General features: G+C 67.1%; 21 protein-coding genes. 7 read left to right on the top strand and 14 right to left on the bottom strand.

What is annotated here, in order from left to right; genetic code table 11:
- Positions 1 to 84 precede the first annotated feature (84 nt).
- Positions 85 to 1233 (bottom strand): site-specific DNA-methyltransferase, encoded by a 1149-nt coding sequence (locus tag BDW16_RS09690; RefSeq protein ID WP_066579042.1) that lies wholly within the window; start codon positions 1231 to 1233, stop codon positions 85 to 87.
- Between the two features lie 343 nt (positions 1234 to 1576).
- Here BDW16_RS09690 and BDW16_RS09685 point away from each other — a divergent pair, with 343 nt between their 5' ends.
- Positions 1577 to 3172 carry an isocitrate lyase gene (locus BDW16_RS09685; RefSeq protein ID WP_066579039.1) on the top strand — a complete coding sequence of 532 codons (1596 nt, stop codon included), beginning with the start codon at positions 1577 to 1579 and terminating at the stop codon, positions 3170 to 3172.
- A 209-nt stretch (positions 3173 to 3381) separates the two neighbouring features.
- Here the strand turns inward: BDW16_RS09685 and BDW16_RS09680 are convergent, their stop codons facing one another.
- From BDW16_RS09680 to BDW16_RS09665, 4 genes are all read right to left on the bottom strand, one after another.
- Positions 3382 to 4005: a ribonuclease HII gene (locus BDW16_RS09680; protein ID WP_066579133.1), complete on the bottom strand. Its 624-nt coding sequence runs from the start codon at positions 4003 to 4005 to the stop codon at positions 3382 to 3384.
- Positions 3998 to 4777 (bottom strand): bifunctional hydroxymethylpyrimidine kinase/phosphomethylpyrimidine kinase, encoded by a 780-nt coding sequence (gene thiD / locus BDW16_RS09675; RefSeq protein ID WP_066579035.1) that lies wholly within the window; start codon positions 4775 to 4777, stop codon positions 3998 to 4000. Before thiD ends, BDW16_RS09680 begins: the two co-directional genes overlap by 8 nt.
- Positions 4778 to 5090: 313 nt before the next feature.
- Positions 5091 to 5714: an FMN-binding negative transcriptional regulator gene (locus BDW16_RS09670; protein WP_066579032.1), complete on the bottom strand. Its 624-nt coding sequence runs from the start codon at positions 5712 to 5714 to the stop codon at positions 5091 to 5093.
- Between the two features lie 71 nt (positions 5715 to 5785).
- Positions 5786 to 6679: an EamA family transporter gene (locus tag BDW16_RS09665; protein WP_066579029.1), complete on the bottom strand. Its 894-nt coding sequence runs from the start codon at positions 6677 to 6679 to the stop codon at positions 5786 to 5788.
- A 92-nt stretch (positions 6680 to 6771) separates the two neighbouring features.
- Between BDW16_RS09665 and BDW16_RS09660 the strand changes: the two genes are divergently transcribed.
- Complete coding sequence (locus tag BDW16_RS09660; RefSeq protein ID WP_198585785.1) at positions 6772 to 7263, top strand: Lrp/AsnC family transcriptional regulator; 492 nt, start codon at positions 6772 to 6774, stop codon at positions 7261 to 7263.
- Between the two features lie 7 nt (positions 7264 to 7270).
- Here the strand turns inward: BDW16_RS09660 and BDW16_RS09655 are convergent, their stop codons facing one another.
- The 4 genes from BDW16_RS09655 to glmM form a co-directional block, all read right to left on the bottom strand.
- Positions 7271 to 7624, bottom strand: a complete 354-nt coding sequence (locus BDW16_RS09655) for a DUF6463 family protein (RefSeq protein ID WP_066579027.1) — start codon at positions 7622 to 7624, stop codon at positions 7271 to 7273.
- Between the two features lie 4 nt (positions 7625 to 7628).
- The gene (locus BDW16_RS09650) at positions 7629 to 7853 is read right to left on the bottom strand and encodes a DUF1272 domain-containing protein (RefSeq protein ID WP_066579025.1); all 225 of its coding nucleotides are present in this window, start codon (positions 7851 to 7853) and stop codon (positions 7629 to 7631) included.
- 4 nt (positions 7854 to 7857) lie between these two features.
- On the bottom strand, positions 7858 to 8565 hold the full coding sequence (locus BDW16_RS09645; protein WP_157926338.1) for a DUF4253 domain-containing protein: 708 nt from the start codon (positions 8563 to 8565) through the stop codon (positions 7858 to 7860).
- 143 nt (positions 8566 to 8708) lie between these two features.
- A complete protein-coding gene (glmM, locus tag BDW16_RS09640; protein WP_066579129.1) occupies positions 8709 to 10049 on the bottom strand; it encodes a phosphoglucosamine mutase in 1341 nt (446 codons plus the stop codon).
- A 71-nt stretch (positions 10050 to 10120) separates the two neighbouring features.
- Here glmM and BDW16_RS09635 point away from each other — a divergent pair, with 71 nt between their 5' ends.
- Positions 10121 to 11452, top strand: a complete 1332-nt coding sequence (locus BDW16_RS09635) for a dicarboxylate/amino acid:cation symporter (RefSeq protein ID WP_083629285.1) — start codon at positions 10121 to 10123, stop codon at positions 11450 to 11452.
- 3 nt (positions 11453 to 11455) lie between these two features.
- Here BDW16_RS09635 and BDW16_RS09630 read toward each other — a convergent pair whose 3' ends face one another.
- Both BDW16_RS09630 and gor read right to left on the bottom strand, forming a co-directional pair.
- Positions 11456 to 11794: a cupin domain-containing protein gene (locus BDW16_RS09630; RefSeq protein WP_066579021.1), complete on the bottom strand. Its 339-nt coding sequence runs from the start codon at positions 11792 to 11794 to the stop codon at positions 11456 to 11458.
- Positions 11795 to 11805: 11 nt separating this feature from the next.
- Complete coding sequence (gene gor, locus BDW16_RS09625) at positions 11806 to 13152, bottom strand: glutathione-disulfide reductase (protein ID WP_066579020.1); 1347 nt, start codon at positions 13150 to 13152, stop codon at positions 11806 to 11808.
- Positions 13153 to 13305: 153 nt separating this feature from the next.
- Here gor and BDW16_RS09620 point away from each other — a divergent pair, with 153 nt between their 5' ends.
- Entirely contained in the window at positions 13306 to 13641 is a 336-nt protein-coding gene (locus BDW16_RS09620) for a hypothetical protein (protein WP_100362743.1), read from the top strand.
- A 142-nt stretch (positions 13642 to 13783) separates the two neighbouring features.
- Here the strand turns inward: BDW16_RS09620 and BDW16_RS09615 are convergent, their stop codons facing one another.
- Together BDW16_RS09615 and pgi are read right to left on the bottom strand one after the other, a co-directional pair.
- The gene (locus BDW16_RS09615; protein ID WP_066579015.1) at positions 13784 to 14083 is read right to left on the bottom strand and encodes an alkylphosphonate utilization protein; all 300 of its coding nucleotides are present in this window, start codon (positions 14081 to 14083) and stop codon (positions 13784 to 13786) included.
- A complete protein-coding gene (gene pgi / locus BDW16_RS09610) occupies positions 14080 to 15573 on the bottom strand; it encodes a glucose-6-phosphate isomerase (RefSeq protein WP_066579012.1) in 1494 nt (497 codons plus the stop codon). The genes BDW16_RS09615 and pgi overlap by 4 nt, the downstream gene beginning before the upstream one ends.
- 115 nt (positions 15574 to 15688) lie before the next feature.
- On the opposite strand from pgi, the gene lepB reads away from it, so the two are divergent.
- Both lepB and rnc read left to right on the top strand, forming a co-directional pair.
- Complete coding sequence (gene lepB, locus BDW16_RS21625) at positions 15689 to 16555, top strand: signal peptidase I (RefSeq protein WP_066579008.1); 867 nt, start codon at positions 15689 to 15691, stop codon at positions 16553 to 16555.
- Positions 16552 to 17217, top strand: a complete 666-nt coding sequence (gene rnc, locus BDW16_RS21620) for a ribonuclease III (RefSeq protein WP_066579006.1) — start codon at positions 16552 to 16554, stop codon at positions 17215 to 17217. Before lepB ends, rnc begins: the two co-directional genes overlap by 4 nt.
- Here the strand turns inward: rnc and BDW16_RS09600 are convergent.
- Positions 17214 to 17648 (bottom strand): nuclear transport factor 2 family protein, encoded by a 435-nt coding sequence (locus BDW16_RS09600; RefSeq protein WP_066579003.1) that lies wholly within the window; start codon positions 17646 to 17648, stop codon positions 17214 to 17216. The genes rnc and BDW16_RS09600 overlap by 4 nt on opposite strands.
- 93 nt (positions 17649 to 17741) lie before the next feature.
- Between BDW16_RS09600 and era the strand changes: the two genes are divergently transcribed.
- On the top strand, positions 17742 to 18644 hold the full coding sequence (gene era / locus BDW16_RS09595; protein ID WP_100362742.1) for a GTPase Era: 903 nt from the start codon (positions 17742 to 17744) through the stop codon (positions 18642 to 18644).
- Positions 18645 to 18735 lie beyond the last annotated feature (91 nt).

The raw sequence follows: 18735 nt of genomic DNA, 5'->3' as shown, positions 1-18735 counted from the left end.
GGGTCCACGGTGCGGCAAGAACCGCACGGACATGGTTCTGTGGCACCGTGGCTCCCGGAACAAGCCCGGGGTGACGGCTGAGGATCAGGGCTGGGTTGCGAGCAGATAGGTCTGGCGCAGCGCGTCGATCGGCTTGAGGCCGTTCTCCGCTTCATAGTGCCAGAAGGTCCAGCCGTTGCAGGAGGGCGCGCCCTGAAGCGTCGCGCCGACCTTGTGGATCGATCCCGCGGTGCCGCAATCGGTGAGCAGCGAGCCATCCGCCTTCACCACCGCGCGCCAGCGGCGCTTGGTGTCGCTCAGCACGGTGCCCGGCTTCAGATAGCCGGTCTCGATCAGCGTGCCGAAGGCGACGCGCGGCGCCTGGCGCGGGGCCATCATCGTGGTGACCGCGCTCTCGTCGAGCGGCAGCGCTGCGTCGATCCGCTCCTGCGCCGCTTCGATATAGGTGCCCTCGCGATCGATGCCGATCCAGTGACGGCGCAGACGCTTGGCCACCGCGCCGGTCGTGCCGGTGCCGAAAAAGGGATCGAGGATGACATCGCCCGGCTTGGTGCAGGCGAGCATCACGCGATAGAGCAAAGCCTCGGGCTTCTGTGTCGGGTGGACCTTGACGCCGTTCTTCTTCAGGCGCTCCTGCCCGCCGCAGATCGGGAATTCCCAGTCGCTGCGCATCTGAAGCTCGTCGTTGAGCGTCTTCATGCTGCGATAGTTGAAGGTGTATTTCGCCTTCTCGCCCATCGACGCCCAGATCAGCGTCTCATGCGCGTTGGTAAAGCGCGTGCCCTTGAAATTGGGCATCGGGTTGGCCTTGCGCCAGATGATGTCGTTGAGAATCCAGAAGCCGAGATCCTGGATCGCCGAGCCGACCTTGAAGATATTGTGGTAGCTGCCGATCACCCAGATCGTGCCGTTGGGCTTGAGGATGCGGCGCGCCTCCGCCAGCCAGGCGCGGGTGAACGCATCATAGGCATTGAGCGAATCGAACTTGTCCCATTCGTCGGTGACTGCATCGACGAAGCTGCCGTCGGGGCGATTGAGATCGCCGCCGAGCTGGAGATTGTATGGCGGATCAGCGAAGATCATGTCGATCGACGCGGCGGGCATCGCGCGCATCGCCTCGATACAGTCCTGCTGGATGATCGTGTCGAGCGGCAGGACGTCGACCCAGCTACGGGTGCGGACCTCTGCCCGTTCGCGCTGGCGCGCTGGCGCGACCTTCTCGATGACCCCCATTAACTACTCCATACCCCTGTTGAGGGGGCGAAACGCCATGAAAGCACGGACTCCGTCAAGCGAACATTAGTTAACGGAATTTCTTGGGATTCCGTTAACTTGGTGGAACATTTCGAGACTGGCCCAGATGTTGAGTCTGAAACTTATCCACAGGCCCTAGGGGTGGGGTGTGGCGCACAGGACTCAATTTGCGTCGAACTGAGTGGCGCTTTTTGTCATGAATTTACAAAGCTACATCACTTTGGTGATATCAGGCGACCCCTTCACCTCGTGATGTCACGGTTTTTCAGGCATCTCATGTGTAAAGATGAATAGACGCACCTCAAATCGAACGAGGTGTCCAATGACCTATCAAGACGAAATCGCCCGGGCCAACGCGCCCATCGCCGCCGAGAATGGCCGCTGGAACGGCATCGATGCTGAATCGGTCGCGCGGATGCGGTTGCAGAACCGGTTCAAGACCGGCCTCGACATCGCCAAATACACCGCGGGCATCATGCGCCGCGACATGGCGGCCTATGATGCCGATCCGTCCGCCTACACCCAGTCGCTCGGCTGCTGGCACGGCTTCATCGCGCAGCAGAAGCTGATCTCGATCAAGAAGCATTTCGGCACCACCAAGGGGCGGTATCTCTATCTGTCGGGTTGGATGGTCGCGGCGCTGCGCAGCGATTTCGGGCCGCTGCCCGACCAGTCGATGCACGAGAAGACCAGCGTCCCGGCGCTGATCGAGGAGCTCTACACCTTCTTGAAGCAGGCCGATGCGCGCGAGCTGGGCGGGCTGTTCCGCGACCTCGACAAGGCGCGCGAGGGCGGCAACGAGGTCGAGGCGGCGCGCATCCAGAATGCGATCGACAATTTCGAGACGCATGTCGTGCCGATCATCGCCGACATCGATGCGGGCTTCGGCAATGCCGAGGCCACCTATCTGCTCGCCAAGAAGATGATCGAGGCCGGCGCCTGCGCGCTGCAGATCGAGAACCAGGTCAGCGACGAGAAGCAGTGCGGGCACCAGGACGGCAAGGTCACCGTGCCGCACGAGGACTTCCTCGCCAAGGTCCGCGCCTGCCGCTACGCGTTCCTCGAGCTGGGCGTCGATGACGGGATCATCGTCACGCGCACCGATTCGCTGGGCGCGGGGCTGACCAAGCAGATCGCGTACTCGAAGGAGAAGGGCGATCTGGGCGACCAGTACAACGCCTTCCTCGATTGCGAGGAGGTGACCGATCCCGCGACGCTGCGTGGCGACGTCGTGATCGAACGCGACGGCAAGCTGATGCGGCCCAAGCGGCTGCCCAGCAACCTGTTCCAGTTCCGCGAGGGGACCGGGGCCGACCGCTGCGTGCTCGACTGCATCACCAGCCTGCAGCATGGCGCCGACCTGTTGTGGATCGAGACCGAGAAGCCGCATATCGAGCAGATCGCGTCGATGGTCGATCGCATCCGCGAGGTGATCCCGAACGCCAAGCTGGTCTATAACAACTCGCCGAGCTTCAACTGGACGCTCAACTTCCGTCAGCAGGTGTTCGATGCGTGGGAAGCGGCGGGCAAGGACGTGTCGGCGTACGACCGGGCGAAGCTGATGAGCGTCGATTATGACGGCACCGATCTGGCGGTGGAAGCGGACGAGAAGATCCGCACCTTCCAGAAGGACGCCGCGGCGCGCGCCGGCATCTTCCATCACCTGATCACGCTGCCGACCTATCACACCGCGGCGCTGAGCACCGACAACCTCGCCAAGGCCTATTTCGGCGACGAGGCGATGCTCGGCTACGTCAAGGGCGTGCAGCGCGAGGAGATCCGCCAGGGCATCGCGTGCGTGAAGCACCAGAATATGAGCGGGTCCGACATCGGCGACGACCACAAGGAGTATTTCGCGGGCGAGGCCGCGCTGAAGGCGGGCGGCGTCCACAACACGATGAACCAGTTCGCGGCGTAGGTTGCTGGATCCGGCTATCGCCGGATCGCGGCACCAGCCCGCTCCCCACCCGGCCACCCATATCATGCTACCGCTGGGTGGCCGGGTGGGGGAGCGGGCCGGTGCCGCAGTGCGCCGCAAGGCGCACGCAAGCGAACGAACAAGTTTCCTGGGGAGGAAAGGAGGCCCGTCGTCATGCCCTTGCATGGCGGCGGGCCTTTTCCGTCATGTCAAAGAGCGCGCACTGCCGGGCCGAAATCGAGTTCCGCCTGTGCGACCGGGGCGAAGCTGCGGCGGTGATGCGGGGTCGGGCCGAGGGTGCGCAACGCCTGCTGATGGACTTTCGCGGCGTAGCCCTTGTTGCTGGCCCAGCCATAGCCGGGGTGCATCGCGTCGAGCTCGATCATCAGCGCGTCGCGATGCTGCTTGGCGACGATCGAGGCGGCGGCGATCGACAGGCAGAGGGCATCGCCGCCGACCACCGCTTCGGATCGATGGTCCCAGTCGGGGCAGCGATTGCCGTCGACCAGCACGAAGCCCGGCGCGACGTCGAGCGCGGCGACCGCGCGGGTCATCGCCAGCATCGTCGCCCAGAAGATGTTGAGCCGGTCGATCTCCTCGACGGTGCAGATGCCCAGCCCCACGCGCGCGCAGCCGAGGATCGCGTCGTGCAGCGCGGCGCGCTTCGCCGCGGTGAGCGCCTTCGAATCGTCGATGCCCGGCGGCACGCAGGCGGGATCGAGGATCACCGCGGCGGCGACCACCGGGCCGGCGAGCGGGCCGCGCCCGGCCTCATCCACCCCGGCGACGGGGCCATGGATGCCGTGGCGGGTTTCGTAGAGGAGGTCAGGCATCGGGGTCGAGCCGGTCGAACGGGACGCTGCCGAGCGCATGGCCGATCGGGCCGTGGCCGGCACCGAGGCCGGGGGCGTGGCGGATCGCGGCGCGGACATAGCGGACGGCGCGGGTGAAGGCCTGGGCGACGGGCAGTCCGGCGCCAAGCCCGGTGGCGAGCGCACTGGCGAAGCTGCAACCGGTGCCGTGGGTGTGGAGGGTGTCGAAGCGCGGCTCGACCGTCTCGGCCACCCGCGCGCCGCCAGGGGCGAAGAGCTGGTCGTGGACGCACTCGCCCTCGGCATGGCCGCCCTTCTCGGCGAGGTGACAGCCATGGCCGAGTACGGCATCGCGGCCGCCCAGCGCTTCGAGCTCGGGCAGATTGGGCGTGACGACCGCCGCGAGCCGCATCAGCCGCTCGAACGCGGCGATCGTATCGGCATCGGCGAGGATCGAGCCGCTGGTCGCGATCATCACCGGATCGAACACGACCGGGACGCCGGGCAAGGCTTCGAGCCGGTGGGCGACCGCGTTGGCGATGTCGGCCGAGCCGATCATGCCGATCTTCACCGCGTCGACGCCGATGTCGCTGACCACCGCATCGATCTGGGCGAGGACCATGTCGACCGGGACCGGGTGGACGGCGGTGACGCCCAGCGTGTTCTGCGCGGTGATCGCGGCGATCGCGGTCATCGCGTGCCCGCCGAGCATGGTCACGGTCTTGATGTCCGCCTGAATGCCCGCGCCGCCGCCCGAGTCCGAACCGGCGATGATGAGGATGCGGGGAATCATCGTGCACCGCCATGGGTGGCAAAGTTCATGGATATGCGTGGTTCTCCGGCCGAAGCGACCGCGACGCGACGGGTTCGCGACCGTGACGCGACACCTACGCGACACCTGCGCGACCCGGGCGCGACAGTGACGCGACCGCGACGCGACGACGGCACGACATCCGCGCGACAGGCAAGCGACGGGTTCGCGACCGGTGCGCGACACGAAGACGACGAGGTGGCCGGAGAAAGGGTGGACATGTGCATCCACCGGCCATGGCACAGGCGGCGGGCGGTAGGAAAGTTCCACATGTGCAGGCGGCGTGGCGAGCCTGCTACTGGCGTGCCATCGCCGCGGCCATCGCCGAGCCGGGGTCGAGATCGCGCAACCCGGCGATGACGCCGTCGCGGTTGGCGGCGGGCTGGTTCTGGCTGGTCTTCCACTTCCCCTCGATCCGCTCGACCGCGATCTCGACGCCGGCGATGCCCCTGAGCTGCGCGGCGACATAGTCGTCGGGAGCGTCGGCGACGGCCCAGGGATCGTCGCGGCCGGCCTCCTGAAGCGTGGTCAGCGCGTCGATCTGGGCGCGGAGCCAGTCCGAATCGTCGGTCACCCGCGGCCGGCCATGCGCCTGGACGAGGATGTAGTTCCAGGTCGGCACGACCTTTCCATGTTCCTGTTTCGACGGATACCAGGACGGCGAGACATAGGCCTGCGGGCCCTGGAAGATCACCAGCGCCTCTCCGCCGGCGCGCAGGTCGGCAAGCTGCGGGTTCGCCTTGGCGAGATGGGCGCGGAGCAGGTCCGGGCCGTCCTCGCCGGGCACGAGCGTGAACGGCACGAGGTTGGCGGCGAGCCCGGACGGTCCGTGGGTGACCAGCGTCGCCAGCGGGTGCGCGCGGATCGCGGCGTGGAGAAGCTCGGGACGATCCTCGCGAAAGGCGGGGGGACGGTACATGGCTGGTCCTCTCTGGGCGGTTCCGCGCAGGATAGGACTGCGCTGCTACACCCGATCGGCGTGCGGTGCCATCATAGCGGCGCGGGTTCCTGCACCGCCGGCGTCTTGCTGCCGAGCGCCGCCCCGACCGAGGCGAAGACGACCAGCAGGATCGCGAACCACTGGAGCGGCGAGAGATGCTCGCCGAGCAGCAGGACGCCGACCATCGCGCCGATCGCGGGCTCGGCGCTGATCATCGTGCTGAAGGTGTTCGAGGGGAGGCGGCGGAGCGCGACCATCTCGAGCGCGAAGGGGATCGCGCTCGACGCGATGCCGACCGCGACGCCGAGCATCAGGATCTCCGGCCGGAGCAGCGCGGTACCGGCATGGGCGATGCCGACGGGGGCGGCGACGAATGCGGCGACGATCATGCCGCCGGCCACGGCGCCCGCGCCATGCTCCTCGCCCGCGCGCTTGCCGAGCAGGATATAGCCCGCCCAGCAGGCGCCGGCGATCAGCGCGAGGGCGATGCCGCGCCAGTCGAGCTGAGCCGTGCCGCCCCAGAGCGGGAGCAGGAGGAGCAGGCCCGCCACGGCGAAGCCGATCCAGACGAGGTCGGACTTGCGCCGCGAGGTCAGCACCGCGACGGACAGCGGCCCGATGAATTCGATCGCGATGGCGATGCCGAGCGGGATGAAGGTGAGCGACTTGTAGAAGGTCAGGTTCATCAGCCCGAGGACGAGGCCGTATCCGGCGAGCGAGCGCCAGCCGCCGCGCCAGTCGAGCCGCCAGGGGCGGAAGATCGCCGAGAGGATGAGCGCGCCGATGATGAGACGCAGCGTCGTCGCCCCCTCCGGCCCGACCGAGGGGAACAAGGTCTTGGCGAAGGACGCGCCTGCCGCGACCGAGACCATCGCGGCGAGCAGCGTCAGCAGGGCGAGGACATCGACGCGCGCGGGCGCCGGCCGGGAAGCAAGAACGGTCATGGGAGGTACTCGGTAAGCGTTGTCACCGCCTTCTATCCGGGGGTCTTTGACAAAGGCGCTCGATTTTGACGTTATGTCGATAATTTTTATCGATGAACTGGACGTTGGCGATGCGAAATGACGCGCTGGACGCATTCGACCTCAAGCTGCTCGAGCTGATGCAGCAGGACACGCAGCGGCCGATGGCGGCGGTGGCCGAGGCGGTCGGGCTGTCGGTGCCGGCCTGCTATCGCCGGATGCGGCGGCTGCGTGCGAGCGGGGCGATCGCGCGCGAGGTCGCGATCGTGCGGCCGAGGACATTGGGCTGGCCGCTGTCGATGCTGGTGATGGTGACGCTCGAGCGCGAGGACGCGCGGACGACACAGGAGATGATGGCGATCCTGCGCACCGAGCCCGAGGTGATCGAGGCGTGGAACGTCACCGGCGATTTCGACATCGCGGTGCGGATGATCGCGCGCGACATGGAAAGCTATGACGATACGGTGGTCCGGCTGTTCTCCGCCAACCCGCGAGTGCGCGCGTTCCAAACCCTTGTGGTGATCCGCGAGCTCAAGGAGCTGAGCCCGATTCCGGTGGCCGGGTGAGCCGCGTTCAGCGGCGCGCGCGCAGCAGCAGGGCGATCGCCGGCGGGAAGAGCAGCCAGGCGCCGGTGGCGGGCATCACCGCCACCATGACGATCAGCGTGAGCAGCAGCAGGAATGCGGCGCTGCGCGGAACGGGCAGATGACGAGCCTCCATCGCATCGATCAGCAATCCCATGACGGCGAGCGCCGGGGCGAAGGCGAGGAACCAATAGGCGACGGCCCGAGTGGAATAATCGTCGGCGGTCGCGATCAGGCCGGCGGCGGCCATCTCCCGTAGCGGTGCCCCGTAGAGGAAAAAGGCGGCGATGCCGTGAAGCAGCGCGACGGCGACGAACCAGCGGCGGGGATTGCCGGCTTCCACCCGTCTAGCCCTTGAACATCCGCTTGGTGCTTGCCGGATTGCGCTTGAGCGCGTCGCCGATGCGGGCGGGGCGGTCGAGCAGCTCGCCGCCGCAATTGGGGCAGACCTCGTCGAGTCCGTCGGCGCAATCGGCGCAGAAGGTGCACTCGAACGAGCAGATGAACGCGCCGCCCTGATCGGCGGGCAGATCGGTGCCGCAGCGTTCGCAATCGGGGCGCATCTCAAGCATCAGTCTAATCCCACCAGAAGAACCACCAATCGCTGGCCATCAGCGAGGCGGCCAGGGCGGACCGGCTGCCCACGCCCTGATCGATAATGTCGGGGCAGTAACGATACTGTTCATCGGCCAGAGCCAGCGCTTCCTCGCGGGATGCGGGCCGTCGCTTTACCCTGACATTCATCGTGTCGGCATCGATGCCGATCAACTCTGCCCCGAAGCGCTCATGCCAGCGTTTCAGGGCGGCGACATGATATTCGGCGGGAGGGCAGGCGTTCCAGTTGCCCCAGCGCAGATAGGCGGGAGCTTCCCAGGACGCGCGGGCGGGAAGCATCAGCAGATAGACTTCGGATAGCGGCTTACCCGTTGCCAGGTCAGTGGCGACCGTCAGGCCGGGACGATCCGCCTTGGGTATGGCGTCAGGCCGTTCTCCGAGCGCCGCCATGAGATCCGCATCGGTATAGGCACCCGGCCATTTCCCAAGGTCGCGCGGAAATTTCAGCTTCGATGCCGCGGCAAGGATGTCCGACACGGAAGGAGGGCGACGATTTCCGGAACCGTAGATGGTTTCATCGTCGATCGAGAACTGATCGGCGAGGCGTTCCAGCTGTTCCGCGTCTCCGATCACCACCGGAATCTTGCCGGGCAGGGCGGAACGCTGTTCCCATTCGGCAAGGGCACCGGACCCGGCTACGCGCACCTGTTCATAGGGGAATGCTGCCATCATCCGAGCGTGGCTCGCCTTGAACTGTTCGCGTTGTTCGGGCGTCAGTGCCGAGAGGTCCGAGGATGCCTGACCTGCTCTCAAGGAATGCGGCGCGATCAGCGATACCGCCGCCGCAACCCCGAACTCCCGTCGGGAGAGTATCACGCCGCCGCCGCGCGCACGGCGTCGCAGATGCGGTCGACCACCGCCTCGACCTGCTTGAGATCCTCGCCCTCGGCCATCACGCGGATCACCGGTTCGGTGCCCGAGGCGCGGATGAGCACGCGGCCGGTGCCGTCGAGCTCGGTTTCGGCAGCGGCGATCACTGACTTCACCGTCTCGTTCTCGAGCGGTTTGCCGCCCGAGAAGCGGACATTCTTGAGCAATTGCGGGAGCGGGTCGAACCGGTGCAGCACCTCGCTGGCGGGGGCGCCGGCTCGGACCAGCTCGGCGAGCACCTGAAGCGCGGCGACGAGGCCGTCGCCGGTGGTGGCATAGTCCGACAGGATGATGTGGCCCGATTGCTCGCCGCCAACATTATAGCCCGAGGCGCGCATCTTCTCGAGCACATAGCGGTCGCCGACTTTGGTGCGGACAAGGCCCAGGCCCTGCGCGGCGAGGTGGCGTTCGAGCCCGAGATTGGACATGACGGTGGCAACGAGGCCGCCGCCGCTGAGCCGGCCCTGGCGCGCCCAGCCCGAGGCGATCGTCGCCATCAGCTGGTCGCCATCGACCACCTCGCCCTGCTCGTCGACCACGATCAGCCGGTCGGCGTCCCCGTCGAGCGCGATGCCGATATGCGCGCCCGAGGCGACCACGGTCTCGCACAAGGTCAGCGGTGCGGTCGAGCCGACCTGATCGTTGATGTTCTTGCCATCGGGCGTGACGCCGATCGCGACGACTTCGGCGCCCAGCTCCCACAGCGCGGAGGGGGCGACCTGATAGGCCGCGCCGTTGGCGCAATCGACCACCACCTTCAATCCGTCGAGGCGAAGATCCTCGGGGAAGGTCGATTTGGCGAAGTGGATATAGCGGCCCTTCGCATCCTCGATCCGCTTGGCGCGGCCGATATCGGCCGCGGGAGCCAGCGGGATCTCGCCGTCGATCAGCGCCTCGATCGCCAGCTCGTCGGCGTCGGACAGCTTGTAGCCGTCGGGACCGAACAGCTTGATGCCGTTATCGGCATAGGGATTGTGGCTGGCCGAGATCATCACGCCCATATCGGCGCGCATCGAATGGGTGAGCATCGCGACCGCAGGGGTCGGCATCGGGCCGACCAGCACCACGTCCATGCCCACGCTGGTGAAGCCCGCGACCAGCGCGTTCTCGATCATATAGCCCGAGAGGCGCGTATCCTTGCCGATCACCACGCGATGCTTGTGATCGCCGCGGCGGAAATGCGCGCCGGCGGCCATGCCGACCTGCATCGCCATCGCCGCAGTCATGGGCGTGACATTGGTCTTGCCGCGAATCCCGTCGGTGCCGAAATATTTCCTTGCCATATCCGCCTGCTTTGCGACGTTGCCGCCTTTCTGGCAGGCGGTCATAGCGCCGCTTTTTCTCAAGGGCGAGTATGTCGCTGATCTTCCGAACTCTCGCCGCACTGGTCGGCATCGTGCTGGGGCCGTCGAACCGCGCGCAACCCGTCCGCATCCTGATCGCGCTGGTCGCCGCGCTGGTGATCGGGGTCGGTGCCGCGGCGACTGCGCCCCAAGGCGCGCTGGTCGCCGCCGACTGGATTGCGCCGGTGGGGACGATCTGGCTGCACGCGTTGCAGATGACGATCATCCCGCTGGTGGTGTCGCTGCTGATCACCGGCATTTCCGCCACGGCGGAGAAGGCGCGCGCGGGCCGGCTGGCGGGGCGTGCGTTCATCACCTTCATCGTGCTGCTGTGGTTCTCCTCGGCGATCGGCGGGGCGTTGACGGTCTTCTATCTCGACCTGTTCCCGCTGGCGTCGAGCTCGGCGCAGGCATTGCAGGGCGCGCTGGCCGAGAAGACGCCCGAGATCGGCACGGTGCCGCCGTTCGTCGACTTCATCGTCGCGATGGTGCCGTCCAACCCGGTGACGTCGGCGGCCAATGACGCGTTCCTGCCGCTGATCCTGTTCACCACCGTCTTCGCCTTTGCGCTGACGCGGCTGCCCAGAGAGCAGCGCGAGACGCTGACCCGCTTCTTCGAGGCGCTGGGCAACACCATGCTGGTCGTGATCAACTGGGTGCTGTGGCTGGGGCCGATCGGCGTCGCCGCGCTTGCCTATATGGTCGGGGCGCGGGCCGGGACGGCGGCGTTCGGTGCGCTGCTCCACTATGTCGCGATCCTGTGCGGCGTCGGGCTGGTCATGTGGCTGCTCGCCGCGCCGTTCGGGATCATCGCGGGGCGCGTCTCGCCGATGCGCTACATCCGCGCGGTGGCGCCGTCGCAGGCGGTGGCGTTCTCGACCCAGTCTTCGCTCGCCAGCCTGCCCGCGATGCTCAAGGCGACCGAGACCCTGGGCGTGCCCGCGGCGCATTCGGGCGTGGCGCTGCCGATCGCGGTCGCGATCTTCCGCTGGACCGGCCCGGCGATGAACTTCGCGGTGGCGATCTATGTCGCACACCTGCTCGGCATCGAGCTCGGGCCAAGCCAGCTCGCCGCGGGCTGGGTGGTCGCGGCGATCACGACGATGGGCGCGGTGGGCCTGCCCGGCACGATCAGCTTCGTCAGCTCGATCGCGCCGATCGCGACGGCGATGGGCGTGCCGCTGCCGATGCTGGGGCTGCTGGTCGCGGTCGAGACCATCCCCGACCTGTTCCGGACTTTGGGCAACGTCGCGATGGACGTGAGCGCGACCCGCGTGGTGAGTCTGCGCACCGGCGGCGAGGGTGAGCTGGAAGACGAGACCGACCGGCTGCTGCGGGAGTAGGCGCTAGGCGGGCGCCTCGACGCGTATTGTCGCGGCGTCGCGATGCTCGAAGGTCAGGTTGACGCTGCGTTCGCCGGCCGGGGCAGTGCGATGTGCGACGCCCCTGGGCACGGTATAGAGCTGGCCCGGATCGAGTTCGACCGCGTGATCGGCGAACTCGATCCGCAACCTGCCCTCCAGCACCAGGAAGCTCTCGTCCGAATCCGGATGGAGGTGCCAGTAGAAGGGCTCGGTCATCGTGCTGATGCGCACGACATGGTCGTTGACCGCCGCGACGGGGTGATTGTCGTACGCGCCGCCGCTCGCCTCCGCGCGCAGGTCGATGGGTTGGGCATGCGGCATCGAACGGCTCCCTATTTCATCAGCACCAGCTCTTCGGCCATCGACGGGTGGAGTGCGACGGTCTGGTCGAAGTCCGCCTTGGTCAGCCCGGCCTTCACGGCGATGGCGGCGGCCTGGAGGATTTCCGGCGCATCGGGGCCGATCATGTGGAGGCCGAGCACTTTCCCCGAATCCGCCTCGCATACCATCTTGTACAGCGCGCGCTCGTTGCGGTTGGCGAGCACATTCTTCATCGCGCGGAAATCCGAGGTGTAGACGCGGACCGAGCCGTATTTCTGCTTGGCCTGCCCCTCGGTCAGCCCGACGCCGGCGATCGGCGGGTGGCTGAACACGGCGGCGGGGATGCAGCTGTAATCGACAATGGTCGGCTTGTTGCCGAACACGGTGTCGGCGAACGCCTGTCCCTCGCGGATCGCCACGGGCGTGAGCTGGACGCGGTTGGTGACGTCGCCCACCGCATAGATCGAATCGACCGACGACCGGTTGTCCGCGCCGACGACGATCGCGCCCTTGGCATCGAGCTCGACCCCGGCCTCGGCCAGCCCCAGCCCCTCGGTATTGGGGACGCGACCGGTGGCGAAGAGGACGAGATCGACCTCGAGCGGCTCGTGATTGGTCATGCTGACCTTGAGGCTGCCATCGGCCTGCTTCTCGATCCCGCGGAATTCGGCGTGGAAGCGGAAGTCGATGCCCTTGGTCATGCTGATCTGGAGCAGGCGGTCGCGGATCTGCTCGTCATAGCCGCGCAGGATCACGTCGGAGCGGTTGATCAGCGTGACCTTGGAACCGAACTCGTTGAAGATGCCGGCGAATTCGTTGGCGATATAGCCGGCGCCGGCGATCAGCACGCGCTTGGGCAGCGCGTCGAGGTGGAACACCTCGTTCGAGGTGATGCCATGCTCGCTGCCCGGGCAGTTGGGAACGGCGGGACGCGCGCCGACCGCGATCAGGATCTTGCCCGCGGTGATCGTCTTGCCGCTGGCGAGGGTTACCTCATGCGGGCCGGAGACGGTGGCGCGCTCATGGACGATCTCGACCCCGTGATTGTCGAGCGTGTGGGTGTAGGCGCCGTTCAACCGGTCGACCTCGGCGAGGACATTGTCGCGCAGCACCGCCCAGTCGAAATCGCAATCGGGCACGTTCCAGCCGAAGCGGCGCGCGTCCTTCAGATCCTCGGCGAAATGCGCGCCATAGACGAGCAGCTTCTTGGGCACGCAGCCGCGGATGACGCAGGTGCCGCCGACGCGATATTCCTCGGCGATCGCGACCTTCGCGCCGTGCGCAGCGGCGACGCGGCTGGCGCGCACGCCGCCCGAGCCCGCACCGATGACGAAGAGGTCGTAGTCGTAATCGGCCATGGGGTGCTCCTGTTGGGTCGTCGGAGCGGGAGATAGGGGGCTGGGGTGGGATTGCCAACGGAGGGGGTGGGTTCCCGCAGTTCGGCTACCTTCGCGCAGTTGCTTGTGGAGATGATGGAAGGCTGTCAGTCACTGTCGGTCTGAGCGTCTCGCGTGGAGCAGTTTGAAGTGAAGGCACAAGCAATCCTTCTCGGCACCGCCTTCCTCTCCATCGTCTCAACCAATTCATATGCCCAAACGAAGGAGCAATTGCAGGCGGAGGGCGAGTTCGTTCGGACGTTGATCAGGGCGCGCGACGCCAAGGATTGCAGACTTCAACTTCGCTTGATCGACGAGCGGCAGACCGAATTGCGGTCGCAAGTGAAAAGTCTGAGGCATAGCAAACAGGCGGGTGTCCCGATCACATCAGGCGGAGGGACGAGGTACCTGCTGACCCAAATCGAAGGCCTGACCAACCGGCGCGCCATTGTCGCCCGCGAATGCAAATAGCACCGCGCGCTCGCAATATTCTCGTCACCCCGGACTTGTTCCGGGGTCCACTGTGCCGCGCTTCCGGCGCTTGAGCCTATTGCTTCGCGCCTCGCCTCGCGGTGGACCCCGGCACAAGGCCGGGGTGACGATGGGGGTGGGGTTAGCGTTTGCGGACGAATTCGGCGCGGAGAACGAGGCCCTTGATGCCGTCGAACTTGCAGTCGATCTCTTGGGCATCGCCGGTGAGGCGGATCGACTTGATCAGGGTGCCGCGCTTGAGCGTCTGGCCGGCGCCCTTCACCGTCAAATCCTTGATCAGCGTCACCTGATCGCCGTCGGCGAGCAGGTTGCCGACTGAATCGCGGACTTCGACCACATCGTCGGACGGTGCAGCGGCGAGCTGCGAGGCGGGCACCCATTCCCCGCTCGCCTCGTCATAGACGTATTCGTCGTCGCTCATCCGAACGCGCGCCGGATCAGGTCGTCGGTGGAGGGGTCGAAATCCTGGCCGCCTGCTTCCGCCGCCTTGGCCATTTCCTTGCCCAGCTCGACCCCGAACTGGTCGAACGGGTTGATGCCGAGCAGCGCGGCGCTGACGAAGGTGCGCTGTTCGTAGAAGGCGATCAGCGCGCCCAGCGTGCGCGGGTCGAGCTCGTCGAGCAGGATGGTGGTTGAGGGGCGGTCGCCGGGATAGGCGCGCGCGGGATCGGCGTTGGCGCGCCCGGCCATCAGCGCCGCGCCCTGAGCGAAGGCGTTGATCAGCAGCTGGCGGTGGTGATCCTCGGCGAGGTCGTCGCCCGGCTCGATCACCGCGACGAATTCGAGCGGGACGAGGTGGGTGCCCTGATGGAGCAGCTGGAACACCGCATGCTGCGCGTCGGTACCGACGCCGCCCCAGGTGATCGGCGCGGTCGGGCGGCCGACCGGCTGGCCGTCGGCGGTGACGCCCTTGCCGTTCGATTCCATCTCGAGCTGCTGGAGATAGGGCGGGAGCAGGCGCAGCCGCTCGTCATAGGCGAACACGCCGCGCGTCTCGCAATGGCGGTTCTGGGTGTAATAGAGGTCGGCGAAGGCGGCGAGGACCGGGGCGTTGCTCTTGAGATCGGTCAGGCGGAAATGGCGGTCCATCTCGGCCGCGCCCTCGAGCAGCGCCTCGAACGCGTCCCAGCCGAGCGCGAGCGCGGCGGGGAAGCCGATCGACGACCAGAGCGAGTAACGGCCGCCGACCGATTCGGCGAAGGGCAGGACGCGGGTCTCGTCGACGCCCCATTCGATCGCCTTGTCGGGCGCGGCGGTGAGCGCGATGACATGGCCATAGGGGTCCTCGACGCCATGTTCGCGCATCCAGTCGAGCGCGCTTTCGGCGTTGAGCAGGGTTTCGGTGGTGGTGAAGGTCTTGGACGCGACCGCGATCAGCGTGGCGTGCGGATCGAAATCGGCGATCGCCTCCTCGAGCGCGCAGCCGTCGACGTTGGAGACGATGGCGACGTCGTAGCGCCCGCCTTCACGGCCGAGCGCGTCGATCAGCAGCTCGGGCCCCAGCGCCGATCCGCCGATGCCGATGTGCAGGATGTGGCGGATCGGGCCGAGCGCCTCGGCCTCGATCGCGTCGATCAGGCCGCGCATGCGGGCGTGATAGGCGGCGGCGCGCGCGACGCTGTCGTCGGAGCCCTCGCCGCGCTCGGCGGTGTGTTCGGCCGCGCGACCCTCGGTGACGTTGACCTGCTCACCGGCGAACAGCGCCTCGCGCTTGCCAGCCAGGTCGGACGCCTTGGCGAGCGCGATGAAGGCGTCAAGCGCGGCGGCGTCGAGATGGGTCTTGGAGAAATCGAAATGGATGCCTGCGACATCGGTGGTAAGCAGCGCCAGACGGCTCGCATCGTCGGCGAAGAGCTGCTTGAGCGGAATGCGGGGAAGCGCCTCGATTGCCGTCCAGTCCGCTGTCGCCATCACCTGTCTCCCGTTGAATCGCGGCGCATGTAGCGTGCCATTCCGGGCACCACCAGATGCGACGACGCGTTCCACCGCCTTGACGCTGCCACATGGCCCGCGCAGAGCAGCGAATATGGACGATATCGCGCCCGCCGATTCCGGCACCAAGCCTGCCCACACCCCCAAGCCGCGCTCCGAATGGCGCGACACGCTGAGCTTCCTCGTCAAGCTCGCGATCCTGGTGTTCGTGGTGCGCAGCTTCATCTTCGCGCCGTTCAGCATCCCGTCGGGATCGATGCTGCCGCGGCTGCTGGTGGGCGACTATCTGTTCATCACCAAATGGAATTACGGCTATTCCAAACATTCGCTGCCGTGGAGCCTTCCGCTGATCCCGGGCCGCATCTTCGCCGAGGATCCGGCGCGCGGCGACGTGGTGGTGTTCAAGGCACCGCCGAGCAACGATACCGACTGGATCAAGCGCGTGATCGGCCTGCCCGGCGACACGGTGCAGATGCGCAACGGCCAGCTGATCCTGAACGGACAGGCGATTCCCAAGCAGCGGATCGGCGATTTCGTGATCCCGATCACCCCCAATTTCCCGGTCGAGGGGCCGGGCACGGGCGGCGGCTGCAACCCGATGTTCGTCGAGCCGGGACCGAACGGCACGCAGGTTTGCCGCATCCCGCGCTTCCGCGAGACGCTCCCCGGCGGCAAGAATTACGAGGTGCTCGACGAAGGCTATCGCCCCGACGCCGACGATACCGAGCTGTTCACCGTGCCTGCCGGCCACGTCTTCCTGATGGGCGACAATCGCGACGATTCGGCCGACAGCCGCTTCCCGCAGCCGCCCGAGGGCCAGGGCATCCGCTTCGTCCCGATGGAGAATCTGCAGGGCAAGGCGGTGGTGAGCTTCTGGTCCACCGATGGCGGTGCGCAGTGGCTGCTGCCCTGGACGTGGTTCAGCGCGGCGCGGTTCGACCGCATCGGGGAAGGCTTTTGAGCGAGACGCTGGCCGACTGGCTGGCGCGGGTGCTGGGCAACCCTGCTGACCATCTGGCGGGATATGAGCGCGCGCTGACCCATGGCAGCCAGGGCGCGGCCAATTACGAGCGGCTGGAGTTCCTGGGCGACCGGGTGCTGGGGCTGACGATCGCCGAATGGCTGTACGAGCGCTTCCCCGACGAGCCCGAGGGCAAATTGTCGCGGCGCTTCAACTCGCTGGTGACCGGGCAGGTCTGCGCCGAGGTGGCGCGCGAGATCGGCGTGCCCGCGCATCTGCGCCTCGGCAAGCAGGCGCGTGACGACGGCGCGGCGTCGAGCGACAATGTGCTGGGCGATGTGATGGAGGCGCTGATCGGCGCGCATTTCCGCGCGCACGGGTTCGAGCCGGCCAGGGCGCTGGTGCGACGGCTGTGGGACAGCCGGATCGACGCACAGGCCTCCGCGCCCAAGCATCCCAAATCGGCGCTGCAGGAATGGGCGGCGGCGAACAACCGCCGTCCGCCCGAATATGCGCTGGTCGAGCGATCGGGGCCGGGTCATGCGCCGCGCTTCAAGGTGCTGGCAAAGATCGGCAAGCTCGCCGAGGCCGAGGGCGAGGGCAGCTCGAAACAGGAAGCCGAGACCGCCGCTGCGGCGGCGTTGCTGGCGGCGGTGAGCTAGGCCACCAGCTTCCGTCCGGGTTCGTCGCCGAACATCTGCGCCCAGCCGCTTCGCGTATCCATATATTCGCGGACCTGCGCAATGCGGCCGTCCGCCACCACGAAGACGAAGCAGTAGGCGAGGTCGTAGCTTCGTCCGTTGACCAGGGTGGCGCGCATCCGCTCCTCGACCAGGACCAGATCGCCCGCCGCGGCCATGGTGCGGAAGTCGATCGCGACATCGGCGACGAACAGCTGGCTGAACTCATGGGCGATGAAGTGGGCGATCCGATCCGCGCCGCGCAGATGGTGTGGCCCGTCGAGTGCGATCGCCGTGGCGTTGCCCGGTGGGGCGATCCATTCGGCATCGGGCGCGAAACAGGCGGCGATGCGCGCCGCGTCGCGCGATCCGAAGGCGTCCCATGCCGCCTTGACGATGCTGGTGTTGTCCATGCCTCTCCCTTTCGCGATCGGGTGGTAGCGGCAGGCGTGGCGGCTGGCGTTCCGGAAGTTGCGGCCAAGGTTGCGCGCCGGTAGAGGCTGGCGATGAACATCGAACAACAACGTTGCGGCCTGATCGCCGTGGTCGGCGCGCCCAATGCCGGCAAGTCGACGCTGGTGAACGCGCTGGTCGGGCAGAAGGTGGCGATCGTCAGCCCCAAGGCGCAGACGACGCGCACGCGGCTGATGGGCATCGCGATCGAGGGCGACGCGCAGCTGCTGCTGGTCGACACGCCGGGCATCTTCGATCCGGCACGGCGGCTCGACCGCGCGATGGTTTCGGCGGCGTGGGAAGGCGCGAAGGATGCCGACCTGATCGCGCTGGTGGTCGACGGCAAGGGCGGGGTCGGGCCGAAGGTGCGCGGGCTGGCCGAGAGTCTCAAGGACCGGCGCGAACGCAAGCTGCTGATCCTCAACAAGGTCGATATCGCCGACAAGCCGCGCCTGCTCGGCCATGCCGCGACGCTCAATGACCTCGGCGCGTTTGACGACACCTATTTCGTGTCGGCGGCGACCGGCGACGGCATTCCGGAACTCAAGGCCGCGCTCGCCGCGAAACTGCCCGAGGGCCCGTGGCACTTCCCCGAGGACCAGGTGTCCGACGCGACCGACCGCATGCTCGCGGCCGAGATCACGCGCGAGCAGCTCTATCTCCAGCTCCATGCCGAGCTGCCCTATGCCAGCGCGGTCGAGACCGAACAGTATAAGGAGCGCGAGGACGGGTCGGTCGAGATCCACCAGCAGATCCTGGTCGCGCGCGAGACGCAGCGCGCGATCGTGCTGGGCAAGGGCGGTGCCCGCATCAAGGAGATCGGCGCCCGGGCCCGGGCCGAGCTGGCCAAGCTGATGGGGGTGAAGGTCCACCTGTACCTGCACGTCAAGGTGCGGCCGGGCTGGGAGGACGACCGCACTCTGTATCGCGATATCGGGCTGGACTGGGTCGATTAGGGCAGTTCGAGTTTCGGGTTTCGCCGGGCCTGATCGTCAACCGTCACCCCGGCCTTGTGCCGGGGTCCACCGGGAGGCGAGGGGTGCGAAG

It is taken from the genome of Sphingomonas koreensis (genome assembly GCF_002797435.1).
GTDB lineage: Bacteria > Pseudomonadota > Alphaproteobacteria > Sphingomonadales > Sphingomonadaceae > Sphingomonas > Sphingomonas koreensis.
The sequence above is the reverse complement of the archived record's forward strand: the minus strand, read 5'-3'. Positions and strand labels throughout refer to the sequence as shown.

Coding starts and splice junctions, on each gene's coding strand:
- BDW16_RS09690 (WP_066579042.1), bottom strand. CDS start 1,233: ATGGGGGTCATCGAGAAGGTCGCGCCAGCGCGCCAGCGCGAACGGGCA.
- BDW16_RS09685 (WP_066579039.1), top strand. CDS start 1,577: ATGACCTATCAAGACGAAATCGCCCGGGCCAACGCGCCCATCGCCGCC.
- BDW16_RS09680 (WP_066579133.1), bottom strand. CDS start 4,005: ATGCCTGACCTCCTCTACGAAACCCGCCACGGCATCCATGGCCCCGTC.
- thiD (WP_066579035.1), bottom strand. CDS start 4,777: ATGATTCCCCGCATCCTCATCATCGCCGGTTCGGACTCGGGCGGCGGC.
- BDW16_RS09670 (WP_066579032.1), bottom strand. CDS start 5,714: ATGTACCGTCCCCCCGCCTTTCGCGAGGATCGTCCCGAGCTTCTCCAC.
- BDW16_RS09665 (WP_066579029.1), bottom strand. CDS start 6,679: ATGACCGTTCTTGCTTCCCGGCCGGCGCCCGCGCGCGTCGATGTCCTC.
- BDW16_RS09660 (WP_198585785.1), top strand. CDS start 6,772: ATGAACTGGACGTTGGCGATGCGAAATGACGCGCTGGACGCATTCGAC.
- BDW16_RS09650 (WP_066579025.1), bottom strand. CDS start 7,853: ATGCTTGAGATGCGCCCCGATTGCGAACGCTGCGGCACCGATCTGCCC.
- BDW16_RS09645 (WP_157926338.1), bottom strand. CDS start 8,565: ATGGCAGCATTCCCCTATGAACAGGTGCGCGTAGCCGGGTCCGGTGCC.
- glmM (WP_066579129.1), bottom strand. CDS start 10,049: ATGGCAAGGAAATATTTCGGCACCGACGGGATTCGCGGCAAGACCAAT.
- BDW16_RS09635 (WP_083629285.1), top strand. CDS start 10,121: ATGTCGCTGATCTTCCGAACTCTCGCCGCACTGGTCGGCATCGTGCTG.
- BDW16_RS09630 (WP_066579021.1), bottom strand. CDS start 11,794: ATGCCGCATGCCCAACCCATCGACCTGCGCGCGGAGGCGAGCGGCGGC.
- gor (WP_066579020.1), bottom strand. CDS start 13,152: ATGGCCGATTACGACTACGACCTCTTCGTCATCGGTGCGGGCTCGGGC.
- BDW16_RS09615 (WP_066579015.1), bottom strand. CDS start 14,083: ATGAGCGACGACGAATACGTCTATGACGAGGCGAGCGGGGAATGGGTG.
- pgi (WP_066579012.1), bottom strand. CDS start 15,573: ATGGCGACAGCGGACTGGACGGCAATCGAGGCGCTTCCCCGCATTCCG.
- lepB (WP_066579008.1), top strand. CDS start 15,689: ATGGACGATATCGCGCCCGCCGATTCCGGCACCAAGCCTGCCCACACC.
- BDW16_RS09600 (WP_066579003.1), bottom strand. CDS start 17,648: ATGGACAACACCAGCATCGTCAAGGCGGCATGGGACGCCTTCGGATCG.
- era (WP_100362742.1), top strand. CDS start 17,742: ATGAACATCGAACAACAACGTTGCGGCCTGATCGCCGTGGTCGGCGCG.